This window comes from Novosphingobium sp. BL-S-21 (genome assembly GCF_055521655.1).
Genome location: NZ_CM145496.1, coordinates 850,775 through 876,496, shown reverse-complemented (window position 1 = coordinate 876,496; position 25,722 = coordinate 850,775). Strand labels below are relative to the sequence as shown.

Below are 25,722 nucleotides of genomic sequence, written 5' to 3'. Positions count from 1 at the left end.
TGCTGTTTCGAAGAGCGGCGCCCGGCGGGCGCGCCGGGTGTGGGAAGGCTCCTCAAGACCGGGAAGCGATGCCGGTTTGAAGCCCGCCGATCCGGGCGGTGAGGGGGCGGTATCGGCGCGTTTCTTCGCGGCCAAGGTATCGCGGGGACGCTCCCGTCGAACCATCGTCGCCGCGATAGGCGGCGGCTTGCGGAGAGGCTAGTGTGTGCGAAATCGTGTCGGCAAGCACCGGCACTCGATAGCCGTAAAAGCGGGAGGATGCGTGGGTAAGACGATCGTGATCACTGGCGCCGGGGCCGGCCTCGGACGTGCGCTGGCAAGGCGCTTCGCCGGTGAGGGGGAAACCGTGATCCTGCTGGGGCGCACGCTGTCCAAGGTGCAGGAACTCGCGAGCGAAATCGGCGGCGCGGCCATGGCCGTGGAATGCGATGTCGCCTCTGCCGAATCCGTGCGCAAGGCCTTCGCGGCGATCGCTGAAAAGCACCCGAAGATCGACGTGCTGATCAACAATGCCGCAATCTACGAGCCGTTCACGGTGGCCGAGGCTACCGACGCGCAGATCAACGACATCATCGCCACCAACCTCAACGGACCGATCTACTGCTGCCGTGCGGCCATTCCGATGATGGAGACGGGGGCTCAGATCATCAACGTGGGCAGCGAATCCATCGCCGTGCCTTTCGTGATGCTCTCGCTCTATCAGGCCACCAAGGCAGGCCTCGAGCGGTTTACGGAGGCCCTGGTGGAGGAACTGGAGCCCGCGGGCATCCGCGTCACCACCGTGCGCGCCGGGCCGATGTACGAACCGGGCAAGACCGCGCCGGGCTGGGATCAGGACGCGGCCATGCGCTTCCACGGCGGTTGCGCCGCAAAGGGCATCGACCTGCGCACGCGGCCGATCTCGCAGACCGAAAACGTCACCGGCGTGTTCCGCTCAGTGCTCGACCTGCCGCCAGACGTGCGCGTGCTGCACGTCTCGGTCGGGGCGCGCCGCCCATGAACGCTCCCGATCTCGTGCAAGAACCCGTTTCCGCCAAGGACCCGAACATGACCACTCTTCCCGAAGCCAAGCTCTATATCGACGGCCAACTGCGCGGCGCCAGCAACGGCGCCACGTTCGATGTGATCAGTCCCTGGACGGGCGAGCCGGTGGGCAAGGCCGCGGATGCCACTGCCGATGACGTGAACGCCGCGATTGCCGCGGCCCGCCGCGCCTTCGACGAAACCGACTGGGCCACCAATGTCGAAAAGCGCGTGGCGCTGGTCAAGAAATACCGCGAGCTCTTCGAAGCCGCGCGCCCGCGTCTTGGCGAACTGGCGATGTACGAGGCCGGCGCGGCGCAAGGCGCGGTGAACCGCGCGCATGTCGACATGGCGCTTGACGGTTGGGACGATTACATGCGCGTCTTCGACCAGCTGGAGTGGGAAAAGGACTACGGCGAGAAGCCGGCCTTCGGCATGATCCACAAGCGCGTCGGCGTACGCGAGGCGGTGGGTGTGGTCGGTGCGATCACGCCTTGGAACGTGCCGCTCTATGTGAACATCGGCAAGATGGTCGCCGCGCTGCTGGCCGGCTGCACCGTGATCCTGAAGCCCGCGCCGGATACCCCGGGCATGGGCGCGATCTTCGGCGAACTGGCCAAGGAAGCCGGTTTCCCGGATGGCGTCATCAATGTTGTCTTCGGCGCCGATCCGGCTCTGGCGGGCGAAATGCTGGTCACCGATCCGCGCGTGGACCTGATCTCCTTCACCGGCTCCACCGGCGTCGGCAAGCGCATCATGGAGCAGGGCGCGCCCACGCTGAAGCGCGTGTTCCTCGAACTCGGCGGAAAGTCGGCCAAGATCGTGCTCGACGACGCGCCGAATTTCGCGATGGAAGTGGGCATGGCGATGCTGGTGTTCCACGCCGGGCAGGGCTGCGCCGTGCAGTCGCGTCTGCTGGTGCCTAGGAGCCGCTACGACGAAGCCAAGGCCATCCTCAAGGGCGCCTATGGCAACTTCGGCGACAACTGGGGCGATATCGCCAATCCGGCGCATATCATGGGCCCGGTGATCTCCAGGCGTCAGATGGAGCGTGTGAAGAGCTACATCGACCTTGGCCAGGAAGAAGGCGCAACCCTGCTGGCGGGCGGCAATATCCGTTCCGACAAGGGAGGCGGTTATTTCGTGGAGCCTACCTGCTTCGTGGACGTTACCAATGACATGCGGATCGCCCAGGAAGAGATTTTCGGCCCGGTGCTTGTCGTCATTCCCTACCAGGACGACGAGGACGCCGTGCGGATTGCCAACCAGAGTTCCTATGGCCTATCGGGCGGTGTCAGCTCGGGCGACCTGAACCGGGCCATCAATATCGCCAAGCGCGTGCGCACGGGTTCGATGAGCGTCAACAACGGCATGTGCATTGCCGGCGACATTCCGTTCGGCGGATACAAGGCGAGCGGCATGGGCCGCGAATGGGGCGTTGAAGGCATTGAAGAGTTCACCGACGTCAAGATCCTCGCCTGGCCGGTCGGCCAGGTCCAGGCAGCCTGACGGCGAACGGCCCGGCCCGGTGGAATCCACGTCGCAGGATGCCGGGCCAGAAGCTGCCGGGAATCAGAAGATAGCGTCCGAAGAGACTGGCAAGAACGAGACTGGCAGGGACGAGGCGGCGATCGGGCTTTCCGCTTTGCCGCCCTTGCTGGCTGCGGCCGTCACGGACGCCAGTGCGGGGATCAGCCACAACCTTCACGGACAGCGGCTGGGCAAGAAAGGTCGGATCACGCGCGAGCGCATTCTCGCGGCTGCGATCGAACTGGTCGAGAAGACCGACGAACCCGTCACGCTGGGCGCGGTTGCGCGTGCAGCGGGGCTGGGGATGACCTCGCTCTACAACTACTTCACCGATTTCACGGAATTGCTGCTGGCGATCCTCGAGCCGGTCATGGGCACCGCTCAGGAGGAATATTTCGCGCAAGTCCGCGACTATTGGCCTGACGACGACTTGTCCTCGCGCGCCATGTCCTTCGTGCGATCGTACCACCAGTTCTGGGCCCGCCACACCGGACTGCTCCACTTGCGCAATGCCATGGCGGACCAGTTCGACGTTCGCATCATGCATCAGCGCGTCAACTCCACCCGGCCGTTGATCGGTCTGTTCGTGGCGCAGATGGACCAGCGCGGAATCCTGGGCGATACTGCCGTGCTCATGGCCACGACGCTGATGACCGGGATCGAGCGTTCGATCACGCTGGCGACCGACCGCAGGCTGCGGCGCATCCTGGGCACGCTGCCCGGGCGGCGGGACGAAAGCCTGCTCGAGATCAACGCCCGGCTGATGGAGCTGGCCATCCGCGACACGCGTGAGCGCGCGGCCGCAGAAGAGGCGCAGTCCCGTTAAGGGACTGGCCAGGCTTCAGCCGCGGTAGGCTTGAGCCGCGAACTTGCCTGAATTCTGCCTCACTGGCCCGATGCAGGCGTGGCCTGATCGCCGCCGAGCACGCGGTAAAGCGTGATGCGATTGCTCGCCGCAGCAAGACGTACCGCGATTTCCTGCTGCCTGGCGCTGTAGAGGCTGCGCTGCGCGTCCAGGTTTTCAAGCGAACTGGTGATGCCCTGCCGGTAGCTGGCCTCGGTCAGCCGGGCGGTATCGGAGGCGGCCTCGGTGAAACGGGAGGCAGCGCGCATCCGCTCGTTCAGCGTGCCCTGGTCCGCCAAAGCGTCGGCCACTTCGCGGAAGGCGGTCTGGATGGCCTTTTCGTAAGTTGCCAGTGCGGCGTCGCGCTGGGCCTTGGCGACGTCGACATTGGCCACTCGGCCACCGGCGTTGAAGATCGACCAGCTGGCATTGGCGCCCAGGCTTGCCGTGAAGGCGCCCTTGTCGAACAGGGCGGACAGTGCATTGCTGGCGAAGCCGAGCAGGCCGGTCAGCGAGATCGAGGGGAACAGCTCAGCCCGCGCCGTGCCGATATCGGCATTGGCCGCGCGCAGCGAATATTCGGCTTCCACCACGTCGGGGCGGCGAAGCAGGACTTGCGAACTGGTGCCCGCTGGCAGGACGGCGAGCGACTGGTTCACTTCGTCGACGCTGGCGGGAAGCAGGCTCTGGTCGAAATCCGCGCCGACCAGGAGGCGGATCGCGTTCACATCCTGCGCCAGTGCCGTTCTCTGCGACGCGACATCGCCGCGCGCGGTTTCCAGCACTTGTTCAGCCTGCCGCAGATCGGTGCGCGGGGCAACGCCGCCCTTGAGGCGGGCGCTGGTGAGCGTAACGCTACGCTCGGCATTGGCGGCCGTGGCCTGGGCAATGCGGAGCAGGTCGTTGTCGGCGGCGTAATTGGCCCATGCCTGCGCGAGGTCTGCGACGAGGCCGAGGCGAACCGTGCGCGCTGCCGCCTCGGTGGAGAGGGCGGTGTCGCGCTGGGCCTGGGTGGCGCTGGCATATTTGCCGAAGAAGTCGAGTTCGAAGCTCGAGATACCGCCCTGCACGGAATAGGAGGTGCGGTCTCCCGTCCCGTTGGTGCCTGATCCGTTCGTCGTGCTGCCGCTGCCCGCTTCGGTGCGCGTGACCGATCCGGTGACACCCACGGCCGGGAACTGGTTCGCGCGGACCACCCTGACTTGCGCGCGGGCGGCGGCCAGGTTGGCCGCGGCGACCCGCAAGTCACGGTTGTTGGTGAGCGCCTGTTCTACCAGCGACTGCAAGCGGCGGTCGCGGAAGATCTCGGCGTAGGACACCAGTGGCAGCGCCGCCTCGCTCTGCGCGAGATAGGCGTCTCCGACCGGCCAGGAGACCGGGACGGGCGGGGCCGGCGCGACATATTTCGGGGCCATAGAGCAGGCGCCGAGCGCGAGGGTAAGCGCGGAAAGACCCGTGAAACGAGAGCGGATCATGCGGCGCCTCCCTTGCGCGCGCGGCGCTCCTGCATGCGGCGGCGGACCGAGGCGATGCCATCGCGTACGCCGCGGCGAACGAGCACGAAGAAGAGCGGGATGAAGAAGATCGCCAGCAGGGTTGCGGTCAGCATGCCGCCGACCACGGCGGTGCCGATGGCGATGCGGCTGTTGGCGCCGGCACCGCTGGCGATGGCCAGAGGAACCACGCCGAAGATGAAGGCGAAGCTGGTCATCAGGATCGGCCGCAGGCGGATGCGGGCGGCTTCGAGGGCAGCGTCGATCACGCGCTTGCCCTGTCGCTCGGCCTGTTCGGCGAACTCGATCATGAGGATCGCGTTCTTGGCGGCCAGACCCATCGTCGTAAGCAGGCCGATCTGCAGGTAGACGTCGTTTTCCAGCCCGCGCAAGGTGACGGCGAGGATGGCGCCGAGCAGACCCAGCGGAATGACCAGGATCACCGCGATCGGGATCGACCAGCTCTCGTAGAGCGCGGCGAGGCAGAGGAACACGACCAGGAGCGAGAGTGCATAGAGCAGCGGCGCTTGGCCCGAGGAGAGCCGCTCCTGATAGGACGATCCGGCCCAGGCGACGGCGGTGCCGGGGATCTGGCTGGCCAGTTCCTCCATCACGTCCATGGCCGTGCCGGAGCTGACGCCGTCCCCGGGGCTGCCTGAGAATTCGTAGGCCTGAAGGCCATTGAAGCGCGAGGACGTGCTGGGCGCCGTGGACCAGCTGATCGTCGAGAAGGCCGAGAAGGGCACCATCTGGCCGCTCGTGCCGCGCACGAACCAGTTGGCGAGATCCTCCGGCCGGGACCGGAACTGGGCGTCACCCTGGACGTAGACACGCTTGACGCGGCCCTTGTCGATGAAATCGTTGACGTAAGTGCCGCCCCAGGCCGTTTGCAGCGTGGAATTGGCATTCGCCGCCGTCACGCCGTAAGTCGTCAGCGCGCGGGTGTTGGAATTGACCTTCAGGGTCGACACGTCGGGAAGGTCGCTCAGGCGCACGTTGGTGAGGCGGTCGTCGGCGCCGGCCTTGGCCAGCAGTTCGTCACGCGCCTTCTGGAAATCGGCGCGGGCCATGCCGTTGCGGTTCTGCAGTTCCATCGTGAAGCCCGAAGACGAGCCGAGACCCCGGATCGCGCCCGGAACCAGTGTGAATACTTGCGCATCGCGAATGCCGCGGAACGCGCCATTGGCCCGCTGGACGATGGCATCGGCGGTGTTCTTGCTGCCCGGGCGTTGCTCCCAGTCCACCAGCGTGACGAAGGCCTGACCGGTGTTCTGGCCTGCCGCACCCTGGCCGCCGCCCGAAAGCGTGAACATGCTGGCGATGTTCGCCTTTTCGTATTTGGTGAAATATTGCTCGACCTGGCGCTGCACGTCTTCGGTGCGGGTGCGCGGGGATCCGGCCGGCAGGCGCCACTGAACGATGATCGTGCCCTGGTCCTCGTTCGGCAGGAAGCCGGTGGGCAGGCGCTGGAACAGGCCGTACGTGGCGACGCAGGCAATGGCGAAGAGCAGCAGCCAGCGCCACTTGTGCTCGACCACGCGGCCGACGCGGTGGGCATAGGCCTCGGTCAGATTCTCGAAGCTGCGGTTGAACCAGGTGTGGAAGCGCTCCCAGGGCCTCACGACCCAGGGCATCCGGCGCTGGACCCAGCTGGGGACTTCCTCGCCCTCGATGTCCTTGGGCTTGAGCAGGGTGGCCGTCAGCGCCGGGCTGAGGATCAGCGCGACCAGCACGGACAGCACCATGGCGACCACGATGGTCAGCGAGAACTGGCGGTAGATCACGCCCGTCGAACCGCCGAAGAAGGCCATCGGCAGGAACACCGCCGAGAGCACCAGCGCGATCGCCACGAGCGCCGTCTGGATTTCCTCCATCGACTTGATCGTGGCCTCGCGCGCGGACATGCCCGGGTTTTCCTCAAGCAGCCGCTCGACGTTCTCCACCACGACGATCGCATCGTCCACCAGCAGGCCGATGGCGAGGACGAGGCCGAACAGGGTCAGCGTGTTGATCGAGAACCCGGCCACGTAGAACACCGCGAACGTGCCCAGCAGCACGACCGGCACCGCGATCGCCGGGATCAGCGTGGCGCGCCAGCTTTGCAGGAACACGAACATGACGATGACGACCAGCACGATCGCCTCGAACAGCGCCTTTTCCACTTCCGCGACGGAGAGCTTGATGAAAGCGGTGGAATCGTTGCCGTACGTATAGGCGAGGCCGTCGGGCATGCCCTTGGCCAGCTCGGTCATTTCCGTCTTCACCAGCTCCGCCGTGGCCAGCGCGTCGGCGCCCGGCGAGAGCGAGATCGAGATACCGGCGCCGGGGTGGCCGTTGATGCGGCTGATCGAGCTGTAGTTCTCGGCGCCGATCTCGACGCGGGCGACATCGGCAATGGTGACGACGGAGCCGTCGCTGTTGGTCTTGAGCACGATGTTGCGGAACTGCTCGGCCGTCTGGAGGCGCGAGCCGGCCGTGACGATCGCGTCGATCGCCTGGTCCTTGGGCGAGGGCAGGCCGCCGATCTCGCCGGCGGCGACTTCGGTATTCTGGGCGGTGATCGCCGAGGTGACGTCGCTGGGCATCAGCGCGACGGCGGCAAGGCGCGTCGGATCGAGCCAGATGCGCATCGCGTGGGGCGCGCCGAAGACGTTGACGTCGCCCACTCCGGAAATACGCGAAAGCGGGTCCTGGATGTTCGAAGCCAGATAGTCCGACACGTCCTGGTTGGAGCGGGTGTCGGTCTCGTCATAGACGGCCACGAGGAGGAGCTGGTCGGGGTTGGACTTGGTGACCGTGACGCCCTGGTTCTGCACCGCCTGCGGCAGGCGGGAGAGCGCGGACTGGACCTTGTTCTGGACCTGGACCTGCGCGATGTCCGGGTCCGTGCCCTTGGTGAACACGGCGCTGATCGAGGCCTGCCCGCGGTTGGAGGACTGCGAGCTGAAATAGAGCAGGCCGTCGATGCCGGTGAGCTGCTGCTCGATCACCTGGGTGACGCTGTTCTCGATCGTTTCGGCCGAGGCGCCATTGTAGGTGGCGCGGATGTTCACCTGCGTCGGCGCGATGTCCGGGTATTGCTCGTTCGGCAGGTAGGCCAGCGCGCCGAGGCCCGCCAGCATGACGATGATGGCCAGAACCCAGGCAAAGATCGGTCGGTCGATGAAGATGCGCGACATGGGGTGGCTCAGTTCCCCTTGGCGGCGGGCCGGCCGCCGGCATTCGCCCCGCCGGATTTGCCTTCACCGGGCTTGCCGGAAGGCGGGGCGATAGTCTGCGCGCTCGACGCCGCGACCGTCGTGATATCCGCGCCCTGCTTGAGGCCGTTGAGGCCCTGAACGATGACCTTGTCGCCCTTCTTCAGGCCGGCTGTGACCACGGCGTTCACGCCCTGCGTGCGATCGGCGGTGACCTTGCGGCGCGCGGCCTTGTTGTCGGCGCCGACGACCATGACATAGGCCGAACCGTCGAAATCGCGCTGGACCGAATTCTGGGGGATGAGGAATGCGTTGGGATCGGTGGCCTGATCGAACACCGAGGAAACGAACATGCCGGGCAGCAGCAGGCCGTCCGGATTGGGGAAGCTGGCGCGCAGGGTGACGGTGCCGGTGTCGGGATCGACGGTCACTTCCGAGAACTGGACGGTGCCCGGCAGGGCATATTGCGATCCGTCGTCGAACTTGAGGTGGACTTGCGTGCTGCCGGGATTGACGCCGCCGGCCGCCAGCTTCCGCCGCAGTGCGGTGAGATCGGAGGCGGACTGCTGCATGTCGACGTAGATCGGGTCCATGCGCTGGATGACGGCCAGGGGGTCGGTCTGGCTGGCGCTGGCAAGCGCGCCGACGGTCGAGAGCGAGCGGCCGATGCGGCCACTGATCGGCGCGGGCACCGTGGTGAAGCGCAAGTTGATCTTGGCCGTATCCAGCGTGGCCGCGTTCTGGGCGATCGAGGCCTTGGCCGAGCGCGCGGTGGCCAGCGCGTCGATATAATCCTGGCGGGCGACGGCTTCCATGTCGGCCAGCGGCTTGTAGCGCTGGGCCTTGGCGGATGCCGCTTCGGCGGTGGCGCGGGCGCTGGTCAGGTCGGCCTCGGCCTGGTTGACGGCGGCGCGGTAGAGGCTGGGGTCGATCTGATAGAGCGGTTGCCCGGCCCGGACCATCGACCCTTCGGTGAAGAGGCGCTTGACGACGACACCGGTGACCTGCGGGCGGACTTCGCTGGTCTCGAAAGCGACGGTGCGGCCACTCAGCGTGACGGCCAGGGCGACCGAGGACGGCTCCACGACGACGAAGCCCACTTGCGGGGCTGCGCGCTTGTCATCCTTCTTCTCCCCCCCGGAACAGGCCGCGAGCAGCGCGGCGGAAAGCATGGCAAATGCCACCCGGCTCGCAGAGAGACGCAGGGAAAGGCGCGGCAGCGAAGCCGCCACAGGGGAAGAAGACGTGATTTTCAAGTCGCGCACCGTCAAAAGTCGTGTCGGCGCAGCTATTCAGCCTATTGTTGCCGCCCGCAAGCGGGCTTTTCGCAAGTGCGACAATTTGCGACCAAATACGAAGATTCTGGTGCGTTTTCGGCTCACCTATACGTCAAACACCCCCGTTTCCGGGGGTGTCCGAGATGTCCAGCCGATCGGGACGTCCTATTGGCGCGAAACGCCCTACTGGTACCGCGCGAGCATCTGGAGCGAGGCGGCGTAATAGTCGTTGGTCAGCTGCGAAGGCTGGGCGCTGCCAAGCAGTTTGCCCACGACAGCGGCGCCGCCTGCCGAAAGGGCGTAGTTCGCCTCCTCGCCGGTGACCACGTCCACCCAGGCCGGGATCGGCTTGTTGGCGGCAAGGCAGGAGCGCCAGTAGCCGGCAATGTCCGGAACCAGCGACTGCCGGCCGCTGAGCGCGGCATAGAGGGGCACGCGGATGGCGTCGTAGCCGAAGCGGGGGGGCTTGTCCCGCGCCGGGGCGACCTGGTTGGGCGCGCTGATGACCACCCAGTCGCTGGGCAGATGGTGGGTTCCGAAGCGGGAAAGGCGAGTGATGGCCTCGCAATCGCTGATGATCGGACCCCAGACCTGCTGGCCGTCGAGCTTGGTAAAGGCGTCCATCGCGGGCCAGGCGAAATAGGACAGGTTCAGCGTGACTTCCTCGCCCTTCACGAAGCCCTGGACACCGGGCAGCAGCAGGCGGCGGCCGTGGCGTTCGACGACGCAGTGGCTGCGGATCGAGGAGCGGATCTGCGCGGCTCGGGCGGTGTAGTCGCCCCGGTTCCAGCGCTGCCCGGCCATGCCGAGGGCCCAGGCGATGACGAGATCGCCATCGGTGGCGTTGTTCTGGTCGGCCACCGGGTTGGGCGAGGCGGGATCGTAGCGCCAGGCATGGAGCGCCATGTCGGTGCGCGAGAGGTGGCTCTGCGTCCAGCCGGCGATCCGTTCGAATGCCTCGGTATCGCCTGCCTTGTAGGCGAAAAGCAGGCCGTAGCTCTGGCCTTCGCTATGGCTGATGCCGTTGTTGCCGGTATCGACGATACGGCCTTCGGGATTGACGTAGAGGTCGCGCCAGGTGCGCCAGCTGGCGTCGCGCACGGGTGCGCGGCTTTGCGCGTCGGTGTTGCAGGCAGCCGTCATCGCCAGCATCAGCCCCAGTGAGAAGTTGCGGCGGTTGATGCCGGTGTCGAGAAGGAAATTCATGCCGATGCTCTTTCGTTGATCGACGGAAAGGCTCAGCGGCCGTGGCGCAGTTCGATCACGTCGCCCTGCCATTGGGCGACCGTGTGCAGCGCCGGGCCGCTTCCGAGCACGCGGAACCACGCATCGTAGGCGCCTTGCAGCAAGCCCAGCAGCATCGTGTTCCAACTGCCCTGCTGGTCGGAGGCAAGGGCCTTGGGCAGGTTGCGGTGGTGGACGACGATGGCATCGTCACCCACGGCCAGTTCGATCTCGCCCCAGCCCAGGTCCTGCCAGAAGCCGTTGATGCGGGCGCAGAGCACGGCTGCATCGCTGACGCCTTCCAGCGGCTCCAGCGTGGCCATGCGCCGGCCTATGGCCGCGAAGAAACCCTGCGCCTGCGCGGAAGGTGCGCCTTCGCAGACTTCGGCTGCGGCCATCATCGCGAAGAGCGCAAGGCCCCCTGCGCCGCTCTGTTCGCCCTCGGAACGAGGGGAGGGAAATGCGTGAAGTTTCATCGGCCGGTGCTCCCGAAATTCTGTCTCACGCCCAATAAGCTCCGGAACTCGTCATAAGATCCGAAGGTGTTGTAGCTGGCCTCGCCGCCGATGCGGGTGGTGGGGCTCAGCTTGTAGTAGATCGACAGGTCGCTCGACACGGCGAAGCCGGTCTTGCTGATGCTGTCGTAGTAGGAACGCACGTCGTTGTTCGCCGCCTTCAGCACGTCGAGCGCAGCCTGCAACTCGTCGTTGATCGGATAGAGGTTGGTCTGATCCTGCTTGTAGCTTTGGAAACCGGGCGTGAACGAGGCGCGGATATCGAAGAGTTCGTCTTCCATGGTGTAATTCACCGGGAAGCCGACGCTGATGAAGTTCTGCGGGCTGAAGTAGCCGCCGTTGCCCCAGGTGAAGTAGTTCTGGCTCTTGTCGTAGCCCTGGTAGTTCACGTTGAGGCCCACGGTGAGGTTGGCATGCGTGCCGTGGTAGGCGCGCAGGTAGCCGCCGACATTGGCCTCGAAACCGTCGTTGCGGGCGACGTTGGTGCCGCGGAAGCGGTAGTAGCGGCCTTCCGCGTAGACGCCGCTGCCATCCTCGTCATAGGAAAGCCCGGCGCCGCCTGCCGAGCGCATGACCTGGCCCCAGCGCATGCCCGTCACCGGATCGCGGGTGCCGGCGTAGGACAACACGCTGTCGGTCACGGGCTGGCGCTCCGCGAAGACCTTGGCGCGCACGGTTTCGGACAGCTTGGGCGAGGCTTCTGCGTGGAAGGTGGCCTTGGTCTTGCCCATGCCGACCGGGGTGGTGCCGCCTTCGAGCTTGACGGTGTCGCTCTCGTAACCCGCCGTGAAGGCGACGCCCGAGGCGTTCTGGGTCTGGGCCGAGGGGAAGACCGAGGGCTGTTCCAGGACGATGGCCGCCGCCTCGATCAGGCCGTTGAGGCCGAACCGTGCCTGACCGGACTGGTTGGCCCGTCCGGCATCGATCACCGAGGCTTCCGCCTTGGCATAGACCCGGCCGCCCGGCGCATCGGTGGAGAAGCGGGCCGAACCCTTGATCTCGTCCAGCTGGCTGAGGCCCGCTTCGCCCGAGCGGCGGCGGTATCCGGTGACGATGTCGGCGCGGGGGCCGCTGTCCTGGGAAAGGTCGGCGATCTGCGACTGGATCTGCGCCATGACCGGATCGGCCGAGTAAGCGGTGGCCGAGCCTGCATCCATGCCCGCGTCGGCCAGTCCGCTTCCGTAGCTGCCGCCACCATACGTGTTGCCGCCATAGCTGCCGTTGCCGGCCGCCGGGTAGGGTGCTGCGGTCATGGCGGGGGCGCCGTAGCCCGAGGGCGCGCCATAGGCGGGTGCCGCGCCATAGTTCGAAGGCGCGTCGTAGCTTGCGGCCGAGCCATAGCTGGCGGCGGGCGCGCTCGGGACGCGGGTGCCGCCGCCCAGAGCGAAGGGGTTGACCGGCTGAGGCGCGGCGACGGCGCGGCCCCGGAACGGGTTGGAGCCGCCGGCCGGGGTCATGGCCGCGAAAGGATTGCCGCCGGCAAGACCCTCGATCGAGGTGCCGCCCTGGCCGCGCGCATAAAGGTTCTGCGCATCCTTGAGCAGGTTCATGGCTGCCCGGTCATTGCCGCGCGCGCGCTCCACATTGGCGAGCGAGAGGCGGACCTGGTAGTCCTGCGGGAAGGCACGGAGCACGTCGTTCTGGGCGCGGCGGGACAGATCGTTGTCCCCGGCCGCCTGCGCGGTTTCGGCCAGGCCGAGCAGGGCGTCCTTGTCGCCGGGCTTGCGCGCCAGCACGAGCTGCCAGGTCTGGGCCGCGCGCGCGGGCATCTGGCCGCCCTGGTAGAGGCGGGCGAGACCGGCAAGGATGTCCATGTTCTGCGGAGAGGCGCTCCAGGCGCTCTGCAGGATGTCGAAGGCCTCGGCGAAGCGGCCTGCCTGGCGCGAACGGTCGGCCTGGCTGACGAGCAGGGCGGCGTTCATGCGGGCATAGGCCTGTTGGCCCTCGGCCGAAGTGCCGGCCATGGCGCTGGCGCGCTGGAGTGCCTGCTGCGCGAGATCGTCGCGGCCGACGCGGGCGAGGACGCTGATCAGGCCCTCGTAGTCGGCAATGCCCGTGACCTGGCCCTGCATGGCGTTTTCCGCCACCGCGGCGGCGCCCTGGGCATCGCCAAGGTCGTAAAGGGCATTGGCGACGGCGGCCTGCTTGCCGACCGGAATGGCCGACATGGCGCCCAGCTGGCGGAGCGAGGCGAGGGCCTGGGCCTGTTGGCCGCTGGCGGCCATGGCCTTGGCGCGGGCGATCGCGGCGTCGCTCTTCACGCCGATGGCGAAAGTGCGCATCGGTGCGGTGCGCTGTGCCTCTGGGATCATGTCGATCAGGCGAGCGGCTTCGGGCGCGCGGCCGAGATCGTTGTTGAGCAGGGCGGCGGCGTAGAGCGCGTCGGGCTGGCCCATCGAGGTCAGCGAGCGCAGCAGCGATTCCGCTTCGGGAATGCGGCCGCGGCGGATCTGGAACTCGGCGAATTCGTAGCGGATCCACGGGTCGGTCGGATCGAGCACGAGGCCGTTCTGGAACTCGCGCATGGCGCCCATGTCATCGCCATTGGCGGCCGCGGCCAGGGCCCGGCCGCGGGCGGCGCGCATCTGCAGGCGCTTGTCGTCGGAACCGCCGCCCTGGCCAGCCTGGCGGTAGAGATCGGCGGCGTCGGCGTAGCGGCCCTGCTTCTCGTAGATGTCGGCCAGGATTTCGAGCGCGGGCGCCGGTTCCTTGTAGCCCGAGCGGATCAGGCCCTCGGTCACCGACTGTGCATCGGCAAGGCGGCCCTGGGCCACGAAATTGCGGGCATCGGCCAGCCCGGCAAAGAAGCGCGCGGAGGCGAGGCCTTCGGCCCATTGGCTGGCCTTGCCGTAACGCGAGGCCTGTTCGAGGTAATTGGCCGCCTCGGCGAAATTGCTCTCGCGCAGGCGCACGAGGCCCAGGCCGCCCAGGGCGTCGGGGTCGCGGGAATTGACCGAAAGCGCGCGCTGGAACTGGCTGGAAGCCGAAGCGAGATTGCCGTCCTCCAACGCGTCGAAGCCCGCGACGCGGGCCTGACCGGCGCGATTGGCCGAAGAGGTCGGTGCAGGCGTGCTGCGCGTCGGCACCGCGGCAACGCGCGCGGGCTGTTGCTGCACCGGCTGCGGGGCCGGCGTGCGCGCCGGCGCAGGCTTCGGGGCGGCTGCCTGCCTCGGTGCGGGCGCGGCCTTGGGAGCGGGCTGCGGCGCCGGCTTCGGCGCTGCGGGCCGGGCATTGAGGGCCTGGTTCACCGCGGCACTGTTTGGATCGAGCGCCTTGGCGCGTCGCAGCGCCTGCTGGGCCAGATCCTCACGCCCCTTGGAGCGCCAGTACTTCGCCTGCTGCAACAGGGCGTCTACCCCGGCCGCCTGGGCATGAACCGATACCGGGCTTACGCCGGCGGCCGCGGTGGAGAGCAGCAGGGCCAGGCCGACGAGGCGCAGGCGGGTCTTCGCGGAACTCATGCGTTGTCGTCCTGGTGGCCGAGGCGGCGCTGCGCCTGGCGACGGAAGTAGAGGTAGGTCGGGCCGGCAAGGATCGCGGCCAGGAACAGCGAGAACAGGCCCATCAGCATCGGACGCTGGCTGAACCAGTAAGCCAGCTTCATCCAGACCGGCAGCGAGCCGACCCAGTAGCGGTCTCCGATGGCGAAGCTGGTCATGCCGTCGCCCTTGGTCACCGCGAGGTCGCCCTGGATGGCGGCGTTGATCTTCACGTCGGACATGCCGTCGACCAGGGTGGGCAGCGCGCCGGCGTTGTCGGCCAGCATCGCGACCACGGTGCGGTCGGACGAGTAGGGCGAGCGGAAGCTGACGATCCCGGAGAAGCCCCGCGCATTGTAGACGAGCGGTGCAGCGGCCATCGGGTCGTTGCGCTCGGTGCCGCCGAAGAACGAGGTGGCATATTGCAGAGGCGAGCGTTCGGTCACTTCCAGGTGGCCGCCGACGTAGCGCACCGGCGCCTTGTCGAACAGCGAGCCGGCCGAGGCCAGTTCCACGCCGCCCACGACCAGCACGTCCTGGTCCTGCAGCTCGCTGGCGCTGGCCGAGGAGCTGACGGTGATCCCGGTCACCGGAACGCCGGTGGAGTCACCGAAGCGGCCCATCAGCGCGAGGAAGGCCTCGACCGAGGAGGGCGAGGGATTGGCAGCCATCACCACCGTGGTTTCGGCAAGGTCGGGCGCCGCGGTGAAGGGGAAGCCGGCGCCGGCGAACGTCGCCAGGTCGGGCATGAGGATCGCGTGGTAGGCCGAAGTGAGGTCGATCGTGCTGGTGGGGTCGATCGACGTGCGCACGTTTTCTGGAAGAGTGCCGGTGCACTTCTTCTTGTCGGCGATGATGAGGTTGTAGTCGAGCGCCAGCTCGTTCTGTCCGAACAGGTTGTAGCGCGGCAGCACGACCGTGGCCGAGGAGTCCTCGCTCTTGGCGCCGCGCGCGCCGAACAGGTTGGTCCACCAGGTGGAGCTGAGCGGCAGCGTCTTGAGGTACTGGCCATTGAGCGAGGCATCGAGGCGCGAGGCGCGCTGGTCGAGCCAGTCGGCCGTGGGATAGCGGTAGGTCAGGTTCAGGCGGCCGCCTTCGCGGGGCCAGAAGAACAAGTCCGGCGCGACGCGGAAGCTGGCGGTGAGCGGACCGGGACGGAAGCCCATGCCCTGCAGTGCGTAAGCGGGCATGATCTTGCCCAGCTGCACCGGCTTGTCGGTCGAGATCCAGCGCAAGGCGCCGTAACGCGGCCAGGCGGGGATGCGCACACCGTCGAAGGACATGCGCTGTCCGCCGAACACGCCGCGGCCCAGGGCCACGGCACCGGCAGCGATGCGAAGGTCGGCGTCGCCCCGGCCCATCAGCACCAGCAGGGTGCCGGTGGGATCGACCGGGTTGCGCACGGCCGCGGCGCTGGGACCGGTCGCGGGTGCGATGTCCAGGCCGGGGATCGACTGGCCTGCCTTGAGGAAGACCACGGCATTGCCCTTGGGCAGCGAGCCGTAGACCGGCTTGAACGAGAAGCCGCGATAGGAGGCCAGCGAGCCGAGCCAGGATGCCGTGGCGGCTGCGGCCTCAAGCTCGCCCTTGTGCGGCTGTCCGGCAAAGACGAAGGGCATGCGCAGCGGCACGTTCTGGCCCTTGTCGAAGAACGGCAGCGGCAGGCGCGAGAGGTCGGGCTGGAAGGTCAGCGCCTGGTATTCGACCTCGAGGAACGAGCGAGTATTGCTGATGTTCGCCCAGAGCGAGCTGTGGAACGGATCCTCGCAATCTCGCGCGTAGTGCCCCAGGAAGCGGATGTTGAGCTGGTTGTCGCCCGGCAGGAGCAGGGCGGCGTTGATCGGGATGCGCAGGACGTGGCCGGCGGCCTCGCCGCGGGTCAGCGGCACGGCCTGGACCACTTCGCCGTTCACGATCACCACAAGCTGGCTGATGTCGTCCAGCATCTGGGCGGACCACGAGAGCTGCAGCGTGAGCACGGCTGAGGTCACGACGCGGTCCTGGCGCATGCCGAAGGGAATGCCGATTTCGCCCTGGGTGCCCTGGAGGCGGATCGGACTCGTGACGCGCATGTCCTTGAAGGTCAGGCGCTCGCCAAGCCCGCTGCGCGGCGGGGCGGCGGCGTCGGCCGGTCCGTTCGCGGCGGTTTCCTGGGCAGGCGTCGCTGCGGACCGGGCCGGCGCGGCGTGGACTTCCTGGCTGCCGAACAGCACGGTGGCCACGCCCAGCGCAAGCGCGGCGGCCACGCCGGCCGCCTTGGCCAGCGGCAGCAGCGAACGCATGCCCTTGGCTTCCTTCGTCACCTCGGGGGCGGGCAGGGCCGGCATACGGGCAGCGATCTCGGCCATTTGCCGACGTTCGGAGAAATTGAGACGCAGCATGCGCTTGATCGTTACCATGTCGACAAGAATGATATCTGCCAGCGAGCGAAGCGCGCTGACTTGCGGGTTGGGGCCGGTGGGCTGCCAGGCGTCGGCACGGCCCATGACGGCGCGCACGAGATGGCGGTTCGCCAGCATGTCCAGCTGTTCGAAGCGGACGTAGGCATTGCTGGAGCGGGTGCGCATGGTCTTGACCGGGATCGAGAGCACTTCGTCGCCCATGGCCATGGTGATGTGCGTCACCTCGACATCGCGCAGCGGCAGTTCCGGCGGCAGCGAGAGCGCGGCGCCGCCCATCGAGATGTCGATGGTGGTCGCGCTGACGACATGGCCGGAAGCGAGGTAGGCCGTGACCGGCAGCGAGACCGGAATACGAATGTCCTGCCGCGCCTGCCGGGTCTCACGCGCCACCGAGACGGCGGCGAGCAGGATGATGAGGCTGAAGGTCGCCCAGGCGCAGTTCAGCACCAGCGTATCGGTCTGGATGTTGAACATGTAGGGGAAGAAGGCCCATTTCACGACGGCGAGCAGGATGCCGCCCACCAGCAGGCCGATGCAGACGAGATGCGGCCGCACGATCGCCCAGTCGAAATAGGTCTTGTCGAGCAGCGAGCCCTTGTCGGTCACGTTGAACTTGCCCTTGCGGGGCTGCAGCCAGGTCATGACCGTGGGCTTCACGAGGTGGAAGGCCAGGATCGTTTCGTAGACTTCGCCCCAGTAGGGGCGGCGGTCTCCGCCCTGCGTGCGCTCGTTGGCGATCGAGGAGCAGAACAGGTGCGGCATGGCATAGGCGAAGATCAGCGAGGCCGAAGCCTGGATGATGTTCTGGCCGAAGATCAGGTAGGCGAGCGGGCTGGTCAGGAAGGCGATGCGGGGCAGCGGATACTGGAAGTGCAGCATCGCGTTGAGGTAGCAAAGCCGCTGCTGCCAGGTGAGGCCCTTGCCGGTCAGCGGGAAGTCGATACGCAGGATCTGCGTCATGCCGCGGGCCCAGCGGATGCGCTGGCCGACGTGGAGCACGAGGCGCTCCGTGGCCAGGCCGGCCGAAAGGCGGGCGCTGATATAGGCGGTGTTCCAGCCGGTGCGCTGCAGCTTGAGCGCTGTATGGGCGTCCTCGGTCACGGTCTCGCCCGCGAAGCCGTTGGTTTCCATCAGCGCCTCGCGGCGGATGATCGCGCAGGAGCCGCAGAAGAAGGTGGCGTTCCACAAGTCGTTGCCGCCCTGGACCGCGCCGTAGAACAGATCGCCCTCGCCGGGCATGTCGCCCATGGTCGAGGCCAGGTTGCGCTGCACGGGGTCGGGCGAATACATGTGGTGCGGCGTCTGCAGCAGCGCGAGCCGCGGGTCGGTCTGGAACCAGCCCACGGTCAGCTGCAGGAAGGCGCGGGTGGGAACGTGGTCGCAGTCGAAGATGGCGATCAGTTCGCCGTCGGTCTTCTTCATCGCCGCGTTGAGATTGCCCGCCTTGGCGTGAAGGTTATTGTCGCGCGTCAGGTAGCCGCAGCCGGCTTCCTTGGCGAAAGCGCGGAATTCGGGACGCTTGCCATCATCGAGGATGAAGATGCGGTAGCGGTCGACCGGATAGTCGAGGTCCATCGCCGCGAAGACCGTGTTGCGCACGATCTCCAGGCTTTCGTTGTAGGTGGGGATGTAGATGTCGACGGTGGGCCAGGTCTCGGGATCGCCCTTGGGCTCGATCACCGGGCGGTCCAGCGGCCAGCTCGTCTGGATGAAGCCCAGGATGAGGATTACCCAGGCGTAGAGTTCGGCCAGGTAGAGCCCGGTGCCGAACAGGAATTCGGGCAGGGTGCCGAAAGCCAGCGTCTGCGTCGTGCGCCAGAACATGTAGCGCGTGGACATGAGCACGGCCAGCAGCCCGAGCGCGAGCGCGCCCTTGCGGCCGGGCCAGCGCTTCATCACCAGCGTTCCCAGGATCGTCACGCCCGCGAACATCCACTGGGCATTGGTGTCGAGAGGGACCCCGATCACCATGGCCGCGATCAGGGCGATCGGAACGATCGCCAGAAGTCTGACGGCGCGGTGCGAAACGAGATTTCGGATCATGCGGCGAGGCTCACCGGCGCGACCCAGCTGTTGGTGGTGGAATCGAGGGTGGGCGCGATGGCCTCCGCGATCTGCTTCACGTCCGCCAGGGCCACGCTGGCCGGCGCGTAGCGGCCGAGCATCTGCAAGGTGGCGATGGCTTCGGGCACGGCTTCGTCCATGCGGATGCGGCCGATCAGGCGCTGTCCGGCCAGTTCGCGGATGAAGGCGGCACCGTGGCGGCCAAGGCGGCGCGTTTCGTCGAGCGCATTGATCACGAAAGCGGTGCGCGCCAGGCCCTCGGGGCCGGCTTCGCCGAAGACCTGCGGCAGCAGGGCCAGGGTGTCGGGCTGGGCATTGATGGTGCAGACGTGCGCGCAGGCGTGCTCGATCAGGCGGCGCGCCAGGCGGGTGTCGCCGGAGGGCACGTCGACGACCAGGACGCGTTCCTTGCCGGGCTGGAAGTAACCCAGCTCGTTCAGCATCGGCACGAAGTCGAGATCTTCGGCCGCGCGGCGCCAGCTACGCAAGTTGATGCCGCCCACCAGCACCGCCTCGTCGGCCGGCGCGGTGATCGCGGGAAGCGACGTGGCGGGAGAAAGGCCGAAGTGAAGCGGCAGGGAATCGCGCGCGGCGACGCTCACCACGGTCACGTCCGCGCCCTGCGCCGACAGACCCATCGCCAGATGAGCGGCAACGAAAGTGTTCCCGGTCCCCCCCTTGGGACCGTGACAGACGATCATCGGCATCAGATTTCCCCCCGGGCGCCAAGGTCCGACAAATGGCGCAACATCGCTCGTACATCGCGAACGGGCTCTTCAACAACTGATTTTGCAATCGATGGTGAAACAGAATGTTGCTCATAGCGGCTGAAGAGGTTCTTCAGCGGCTCCGCAGCGAGTTCCGGGTCGGAATTTTCCGTCTCGACAGGCGGCGCTTCGGCAGCCGTCTGGTCGAGCGTCTGAAGGCGTGGATCGCGCAGCAGGGCTTCGAGGATCGGCCAGAGTTCGAGGTCGGAAAAGCGATCCTCGAATTCTTTGTACGCGAATTCGTTGCGGCCCAAGCGGTCCAGCAAATTCCTGGCATCAATGCGCATGACAATCCCCGTTGTTGCCCGAACAGGACTGACAACTAATGGTTAACATCGTATTTATACGTGAAATCCCGGTCCGAAAATCCTGCAATCGCAGTTTATTTTTCGATTCGGCCCGCAATTCTGTCACCGCGAGGATACATATGTTCACTTTGGAACACGCGCGCGGGTACGCCCCTCACTAATGCGAGAAAGCTAACGGAGATGTCCAGAGGCTATGTGAGGGGAGGCCCAAAAGGAAAAAGCACCACCCTCCGAAGAGAGTGGTGCCCGGGGACGGGATCGAACCGCCGACACCATGATTTTCAGTCATGTGCTCTACCAACTGAGCTACCCGGGCTTACCAAACCGAGTTTGGTCATCGTGCGAGACCAAGCTTTTCAGCGAATTTTTCGGCTGCCGAGGCGGCCGTTCGCTGCTGGTGGCGGGCCTATGAAGAACATGAACCGGCTTGGCAACCCTAAAATGACACGATCATTTCAATCGTCCTGTGGATAAAGGTCCGAGTCCGGATTTTGAGGCGCGGGCGGGCCGGGAAGGGCATAGCCGTCTTCCAGCCACTGCAGCAGATCGCGGTCGCGGCAGCGCTTGGAGCAGAAGGGCGTATGTTCGACCGCGCGCGGCTTTCCGCAGATCGGGCACTTGCGATTGGGCCTGCCGCCAGCGCCTTGGCCCGCGGTTTTGGCCGTGCTTGGATTTGTATCGTCGCTCATGAGGTGATCGCCTGCGCGAAACCGCCCGCCAGTGCAAGGCCCGGCTCTTCGCGCCAGGCCAGCACGCGTCCGGTGCGCCGTGCCAGTTCGGTTTCCCATTCCGGCCGCACTTTGGCGCGGATGCGGGGATGGGCGGTCAGCAGAAGCGTTCCGGGCTCCTGGACGCCTTCGGCCTGCCGCAGGAGCAGCCGCGCACAGGCGCCGGCCGGCTCGTGGCGCAGGCGGTGAAGCAGCGAGGGCCGTTCCAGCCGCGCCACCAGCTGGACGAAACCGAACCCGTTCATCGCCGTGTGCTGGTGCGGCCAGTGGTCCAGCGCCGCGGCCAGCGCCTCGTCCACCGCACGCCGGTCTTCCTTGCGCTCCAGCGAGGGGAAATCGATGCCGATCGAGCCGCCAAGGTCCAGCAGGCCCACGGCGCGCGCAATCGCGGGGATCGCCGCCAGCGCCAGGGCCCGCGGGGGGAGGGTGCCGTCGATGTCGATCAGGGTCATCGCCGGAGTAGGGATCACCAGGATCGCGCCGCCGTCGAAGGCCAGTTCGCCGTCCAGCGCTTCGGCGAAAAGCTCCGGCCAGGGGTCTTGCGGAAAGGCGCGGAGCGTGCGGACCGGGAGGCCACCGCCGCGCAGCGATTCCGCGAGTGTCGGCGCGGGACGGATCGGCGCGGCGCTGGGCCGCGCCTGCGCGCGCTTCAATCGGCCGGTTTCCGCCATGGCCGCGCGTGTCACTTCGACACGCAGCGTGGCGCCTTCGCTGGCTTCCGGCGGCAGGCCGTCGACCAGCGCTTCTTCGCCGGAAGCGAAGCGGAGCGTGCCGCGACGCGCGCCCTTCGTGCGGGAGAGCAGCACCGCGTCGGCCACTTCACCGGGGGTGAGGCGGCCGTGCCATTGCAGCCGGGCAGCCAGGACCTCGCCATTCTCGACCAGGATCGCGCGGCTCTCGCCGATCCCGTCCTCGACGAGCCACTCAGCCAATCGGGAAGCCCGCTGCCTGCAGCAGTGCACGGGTTTCGAACAAGGGCAGGCCGACGACCCCGGAATGGCTGCCGGTGATCGCGGCGATCAGGCCTTCGGCGCTGCCCTGGATGGCATAGCCGCCCGCCTTGCCGTCCCACTCGCCGCCGGCGATGTAGGCGTCGATTTCCTGCTTCGTGAGCGGTTTGAAGCGCACGATCGTTTCCGACAGCCTTTCGCGAAGCGTGCCGTCGGGCGATTTGAGGGCGATGGCGGAGAGCACGCGGTGGCGGCGGCCGGAGAGGAGGGCCAGGCAGGCGCGCGCGGTCGCCTCGTCCTCTGCCTTGGGCAGGATACGGCGGCCGCAGGCGACGACGGTGTCGCCCGCCAGGACATGAACATCGCCGGCTTCGGCCGGAAGCACCACGGCGAGTGCCTTCTCCCGCGCCATGCGGCGTGCATATTCGCGGGGAACCTCGCGGTCTCCGTGCGCTTCGTCGATATCGGCAGCGATGATGGCGTGAGGAACGATGCCCAGCCGCGCGATCAACTCGCGGCGGCGCGGGCTGGCCGAGGCGAGGACCAGTTGCGGGTCGTGCCGGGCTGCGGAGGCGTTTTCGGCAGGGGTCACGATCAGTACTGACCGGGGCCAGCGCGACCCGGCATAAAGCGGTAGGTGATACGGCCCTTGGTAAGGTCGTAAGGGGTCAGCTCGACGAGCACCTCGTCGCCGACCAGCACGCGGATGCGGTTCTTGCGCATCTTGCCGGCGGTATGCCCGAGGATCTCGTGGCCGTTTTCCAGCTCAACGCGGAACATCGCATTCGGCAGGAGTTCGATGACCCGGCCACGCATTTCAAGGAGTTCTTCTTTCGCCATTGGCGATCAATACCCGTAAGCCTGCTGCATGATTGGGGCGCGCCATAACCACGACTCGTCGAAAATGGAAGCCTTGCTTGGCGAACTCTTGAACGGGGCCAGCAGATAGCCCGTTTTCGCCGGTTGTCGTTTCAAAAATGCCGCACACGACATGTCGCTTGGGCGGATGCGCCTGCGAATAGTTGGCCGAACGCTTCCGGAACTGTCCTGCGACAAATGCATATTCTGTTGCGACAAAAAGTTACCCGCCCCGACCTTGCGGCATGTTCGCAGTCGCGGCATCAGCGCAGCGGGCCGAGAACAAGGCTCATTGGCGGGAAATATCTTTTTCAATCGGAGGTTTGATTTGCGGTGCGTGCATCTGGTCCCATGGGTTGGGCCACTGTTTGCCGGCGTGTGCCTGCCGGCGCTGGCCCAGGCGCAGGTCGTCCCGGCTTCGCCGGTAGGTGCAGAGGCCGCGATGATGACCAGCGCCGCCACCAGCACGGCCGTTGCCGGCGCCGGGATCGCCGCGGCTGTGAACCCCAGTGACGCATCGGTGCCGCCGGACGAGGACAACGACGACGATCCGCTGGAAGTGACCGGGGGGGATATCGTTGTCGTCGCCCCGCGCATCCTGGGCCAGCTGGACGTTCCCAACCAGCCGATCGCCACGTTCGACGAGGACGACATCGCCGCCTACGGCGTGGATTCGATCGGAGACCTGATCGATGCGATCTCGCCGCAGACGGGCAGCGGGCGAGGGCGCGGCAGCGGTACGCCGGTCATTCTCGTCAACGGCCAGCGCATCACCAGCTTCCGCGAGATGCGCAACATCCCGCCGGAGGCGATCCGCAAGCTGGAAGTGCTGCCCGAGGAAGTGGCGCTGCGCTTCGGCTATCCGGCGAACCAGCGCGTCGTCAATCTCATCCTCAAGGACAAGTTCTCGGCCACGACCGTCGCCGGAGAGTTCAACAATCCCACGCGCGGCGGCTACGACAATTACGAGCTGGAAAGCGGCATCGTGAAGATCGCCGGGCCGCGGCGGTACAACTTCAACGCGAAGTATACCGACACGTCGATGCTCACCGAGGACGAGCGCAATGTGCGGCAGGAGGACGGATCGCAGCCCACGGTGGCCGGCGATCCCGAGCCGGCGCGCTATCGCAGTCTTGCAGCCGCCGATTCCGAGTTCACGGTGGGCGGCAACATGACGCAGAACCTTGGCGACAAGGGCATGGCCGGATCGATCACCGCGAACGGCGCCTTCACGCACGAAGTATCGACCTCGCTTTCGGGGCTCGACACGGTGACGCTGACGTCGCCTGCCGGCAGCCAGGAAGTGCGCACGCTGCCCGATCCGCTGACCTCGCGCGTCGTTACCGACACGTTCGAGGCCGGGCTGGGCTACAACACCATGGTCGGCCGCTGGATGTTCAACGTCACCGGTGACGGCAGCTATACCGATGCCGGCACGCGCACCGATCGCAAGCGCGACCTTACGGGGCTTCAGGATGCGGCCGCGGCCGGTACGCTCGACATTGCCGGCGCGCTGCCCGTGGTTGCCGGGGCGGGCGTGGACACCGCGCGGAGCCGCACGCTCTCGCTCAGTTCCCTGGCCACTCTCTCCGGCACGCCCTTCATCATGCCGGCAGGCGATGCCAACCTGACCTTCAAGGGCGGCTACGATTTCAGCCGGGTGCAGAGCGAGACCCATTCGGATACCTCCGCCGCCAGCACGTTGGCGCGCGGCGATGTCTCGGGCGGCGTCAACCTGGCGATCCCGCTGACCAGCCGCGGCGATTTCCTGGGCGGCATCGGCGATCTCGCGCTCAACGTCAGTGCTGGGCTGAACCACTTGTCGGACTTCGGCACGCTGACCGACTGGAGCGCCGGACTCACCTGGTCTCCCACCGAGAAGCTGACTTTCCAGGCAAGCTACCTGGTGGACCAGGAAGCGCCGACCCTGGCGCAGCTGGGCGCACCGAGCGTGCTGACCTACAATGTCTCGGTCTACGATTTCACCACGAATTCCACCGCGCTCGTGACCGTGCTGACCGGCGGCAACCAAGATCTGCGCAAGGAAACCCAGCGCGACATCAAGCTCTCGGCGACCTGGGAACTGCCCTTCATGGAGCGCTCCAACCTCATCCTGGAATACTTCCACAACCGCTCCTCGAACGTCAGCGAATCCTTCCCGATGCTGACTTCGGCGGTGGAGGCGGCGTTCCCGGATCGGGTGCAGCGCGATGCTTCCGGAAACCTCGTCTACGTCGACCGGCGCGCGGTGACCTTCGACGAGGAGACGAGTTCGCGTATCCGCTGGGGGCTCAATCTCTCGGGCAATCTCGGCAAGAAGGAGACCGGCGGCGGGCAGGGTGCATTCGGCGGTCCTCCGCCTCCGGGCGCAGCGCGCGGTGGTGACGGCGGCGCTCGTCCCTCGGGCGCTTCCGGTAGCGGCGCTTCCGGTGGTGGCCACCAGGCAGGCGGCGGCGGGCCCGGTCCCGGCGGTGGCGGTCCACCGCCGGGCGGTCCCGGCGGCCCTGGCGGCAAGGGCGGCCGCTGGAATCTGTCGGTCTATCATACCTGGCGCTTCACCGACCGCGTCAAGATCGCCGACGGCGTGCCGGAACTGGACCAGCTCAACGGCGAGGCCCTGACGGCGGGCGGCGTCCCGCGCCATGCGATCGAGGCCGAAGGTGGCATGTTCAAGAACGGCTACGGCTTCCGCCTCAAGGCCGAATGGGACGCGCCGACGCGGGTGGACGGCACCGGCCTGCCGGGCAGCTCGGACTTGCGCTTCGGCAGCACGTTCGACGTCAAGCTCCGCATTTTCGCGGATCTGGGAAAGAATGCCGATCTCGTGGCCAGAGTGCCGTTCCTCAAGGGCACGCGCTTGTCGCTCGTGGCGGACAACCTGCTGGATTCGCGGCAGAAGGTTACAGACCAGAACGGCGAAGTGCCGATCGCCTACCAGGCGGCCTATCGTGAGCCGCAGGGCAGGGTGCTGGGCATCGATTTCCGCAAGATGTTCTGATCACGCCGTCGTCCCGGACTGGCCTGCCGGCCATTGGCCAGCGGCGAACGCCGCCCATCGGCCCA

Annotated in this window: 18 protein-coding genes and 1 tRNA gene; 5 read left to right on the top strand and 14 right to left on the bottom strand. The window is 66.9% G+C overall.

Annotation, left to right across the window (positions count from 1 at the left end; genetic code table 11):
- Nucleotides 1-262 precede the first annotated feature (262 nt).
- The 3 genes from ACZ1J6_RS12540 to ACZ1J6_RS12530 are packed head-to-tail and all read left to right on the top strand — an operon-like array spanning nucleotide 263 to nucleotide 3,379.
- On the top strand, nucleotides 263-1,000 hold the full coding sequence (locus ACZ1J6_RS12540; RefSeq protein ID WP_314465627.1) for an SDR family oxidoreductase: 738 nt from the start codon (nucleotides 263-265) through the stop codon (nucleotides 998-1,000).
- A gap of 47 nt (nucleotides 1,001-1,047) precedes the next feature.
- Nucleotides 1,048-2,532, top strand: a complete 1,485-nt coding sequence (locus tag ACZ1J6_RS12535) for an aldehyde dehydrogenase family protein (protein WP_465128107.1) — start codon at nucleotides 1,048-1,050, stop codon at nucleotides 2,530-2,532.
- 19 nt (nucleotides 2,533-2,551) lie between these two features.
- On the top strand, nucleotides 2,552-3,379 hold the full coding sequence (locus tag ACZ1J6_RS12530; protein WP_465128106.1) for a TetR/AcrR family transcriptional regulator: 828 nt from the start codon (nucleotides 2,552-2,554) through the stop codon (nucleotides 3,377-3,379).
- A gap of 59 nt (nucleotides 3,380-3,438) precedes the next feature.
- Here the strand turns inward: ACZ1J6_RS12530 and ACZ1J6_RS12525 are convergent, their stop codons facing one another.
- Genes ACZ1J6_RS12525 through ACZ1J6_RS12515 form a run of 3 tightly spaced genes read right to left on the bottom strand, consistent with a single transcriptional unit; the run spans nucleotide 3,439 to nucleotide 9,259 of the window.
- Nucleotides 3,439-4,872 (bottom strand): efflux transporter outer membrane subunit, encoded by a 1,434-nt coding sequence (locus ACZ1J6_RS12525; RefSeq protein ID WP_431567058.1) that lies wholly within the window; start codon nucleotides 4,870-4,872, stop codon nucleotides 3,439-3,441.
- A complete protein-coding gene (locus ACZ1J6_RS12520) occupies nucleotides 4,869-8,069 on the bottom strand; it encodes an efflux RND transporter permease subunit (protein ID WP_431567057.1) in 3,201 nt (1,066 codons plus the stop codon). Before ACZ1J6_RS12520 ends, ACZ1J6_RS12525 begins: the two co-directional genes overlap by 4 nt.
- An 8-nt stretch (nucleotides 8,070-8,077) precedes the next feature.
- Nucleotides 8,078-9,259 carry an efflux RND transporter periplasmic adaptor subunit gene (locus ACZ1J6_RS12515; RefSeq protein ID WP_465128105.1) on the bottom strand — a complete coding sequence of 394 codons (1,182 nt, stop codon included), beginning with the start codon at nucleotides 9,257-9,259 and terminating at the stop codon, nucleotides 8,078-8,080.
- Here ACZ1J6_RS12515 and ACZ1J6_RS12510 point away from each other — a divergent pair.
- Nucleotides 9,258-9,587, top strand: a complete 330-nt coding sequence (locus ACZ1J6_RS12510) for a hypothetical protein (RefSeq protein WP_134093045.1) — start codon at nucleotides 9,258-9,260, stop codon at nucleotides 9,585-9,587. The genes ACZ1J6_RS12515 and ACZ1J6_RS12510 overlap by 2 nt on opposite strands.
- Here ACZ1J6_RS12510 and ACZ1J6_RS12505 read toward each other — a convergent pair.
- From ACZ1J6_RS12505 to infA, 11 genes are all read right to left on the bottom strand, one after another.
- Nucleotides 9,548-10,570, bottom strand: coding sequence for a glycosyl hydrolase family 8 (locus ACZ1J6_RS12505; protein ID WP_132263161.1), 1,023 nt, complete (start codon nucleotides 10,568-10,570; stop codon nucleotides 9,548-9,550). The two genes, ACZ1J6_RS12510 and ACZ1J6_RS12505, sit on opposite strands and share 40 nt — an antisense overlap.
- Before the next feature lie 32 nt (nucleotides 10,571-10,602).
- Nucleotides 10,603-11,064 (bottom strand): cellulose biosynthesis protein BcsD, encoded by a 462-nt coding sequence (gene bcsD, locus ACZ1J6_RS12500; protein ID WP_132263159.1) that lies wholly within the window; start codon nucleotides 11,062-11,064, stop codon nucleotides 10,603-10,605.
- On the bottom strand, nucleotides 11,061-14,564 hold the full coding sequence (locus tag ACZ1J6_RS12495; RefSeq protein WP_431567056.1) for a cellulose synthase subunit BcsC-related outer membrane protein: 3,504 nt from the start codon (nucleotides 14,562-14,564) through the stop codon (nucleotides 11,061-11,063). The genes bcsD and ACZ1J6_RS12495 overlap by 4 nt, the downstream gene beginning before the upstream one ends.
- Nucleotides 14,561-19,027 carry a UDP-forming cellulose synthase catalytic subunit gene (gene bcsA / locus ACZ1J6_RS12490; protein ID WP_431567055.1) on the bottom strand — a complete coding sequence of 1,489 codons (4,467 nt, stop codon included), beginning with the start codon at nucleotides 19,025-19,027 and terminating at the stop codon, nucleotides 14,561-14,563. Before bcsA ends, ACZ1J6_RS12495 begins: the two co-directional genes overlap by 4 nt.
- Nucleotides 19,024-19,755: a cellulose synthase operon protein YhjQ/BcsQ gene (locus ACZ1J6_RS12485; protein ID WP_132263155.1), complete on the bottom strand. Its 732-nt coding sequence runs from the start codon at nucleotides 19,753-19,755 to the stop codon at nucleotides 19,024-19,026. Before ACZ1J6_RS12485 ends, bcsA begins: the two co-directional genes overlap by 4 nt.
- On the bottom strand, nucleotides 19,755-20,102 hold the full coding sequence (locus ACZ1J6_RS12480; RefSeq protein ID WP_132263153.1) for a hypothetical protein: 348 nt from the start codon (nucleotides 20,100-20,102) through the stop codon (nucleotides 19,755-19,757). The genes ACZ1J6_RS12485 and ACZ1J6_RS12480 overlap by 1 nt, the downstream gene beginning before the upstream one ends.
- Nucleotides 20,103-20,363: 261 nt before the next feature.
- Nucleotides 20,364-20,439 (bottom strand) — tRNA-Phe (locus ACZ1J6_RS12475).
- A 139-nt stretch (nucleotides 20,440-20,578) separates the two neighbouring features.
- On the bottom strand, nucleotides 20,579-20,734 hold the full coding sequence (yacG, locus tag ACZ1J6_RS12470) for a DNA gyrase inhibitor YacG (protein WP_132264136.1): 156 nt from the start codon (nucleotides 20,732-20,734) through the stop codon (nucleotides 20,579-20,581).
- Nucleotides 20,735-20,808: 74 nt separating this feature from the next.
- Entirely contained in the window at nucleotides 20,809-21,783 is a 975-nt protein-coding gene (locus ACZ1J6_RS12465) for a ribonuclease E/G (protein ID WP_431567054.1), read from the bottom strand.
- Nucleotides 21,776-22,393, bottom strand: coding sequence for a Maf family protein (locus tag ACZ1J6_RS12460; RefSeq protein ID WP_431567053.1), 618 nt, complete (start codon nucleotides 22,391-22,393; stop codon nucleotides 21,776-21,778). The genes ACZ1J6_RS12465 and ACZ1J6_RS12460 overlap by 8 nt, the downstream gene beginning before the upstream one ends.
- Nucleotides 22,394-22,395: 2 nt before the next feature.
- The gene (gene infA, locus ACZ1J6_RS12455; RefSeq protein ID WP_132263148.1) at nucleotides 22,396-22,641 is read right to left on the bottom strand and encodes a translation initiation factor IF-1; all 246 of its coding nucleotides are present in this window, start codon (nucleotides 22,639-22,641) and stop codon (nucleotides 22,396-22,398) included.
- A gap of 394 nt (nucleotides 22,642-23,035) precedes the next feature.
- On the opposite strand from infA, the gene ACZ1J6_RS12450 reads away from it, so the two are divergent.
- Complete coding sequence (locus ACZ1J6_RS12450) at nucleotides 23,036-25,657, top strand: TonB-dependent receptor (RefSeq protein ID WP_465128104.1); 2,622 nt, start codon at nucleotides 23,036-23,038, stop codon at nucleotides 25,655-25,657.
- Nucleotides 25,658-25,722 lie beyond the last annotated feature (65 nt).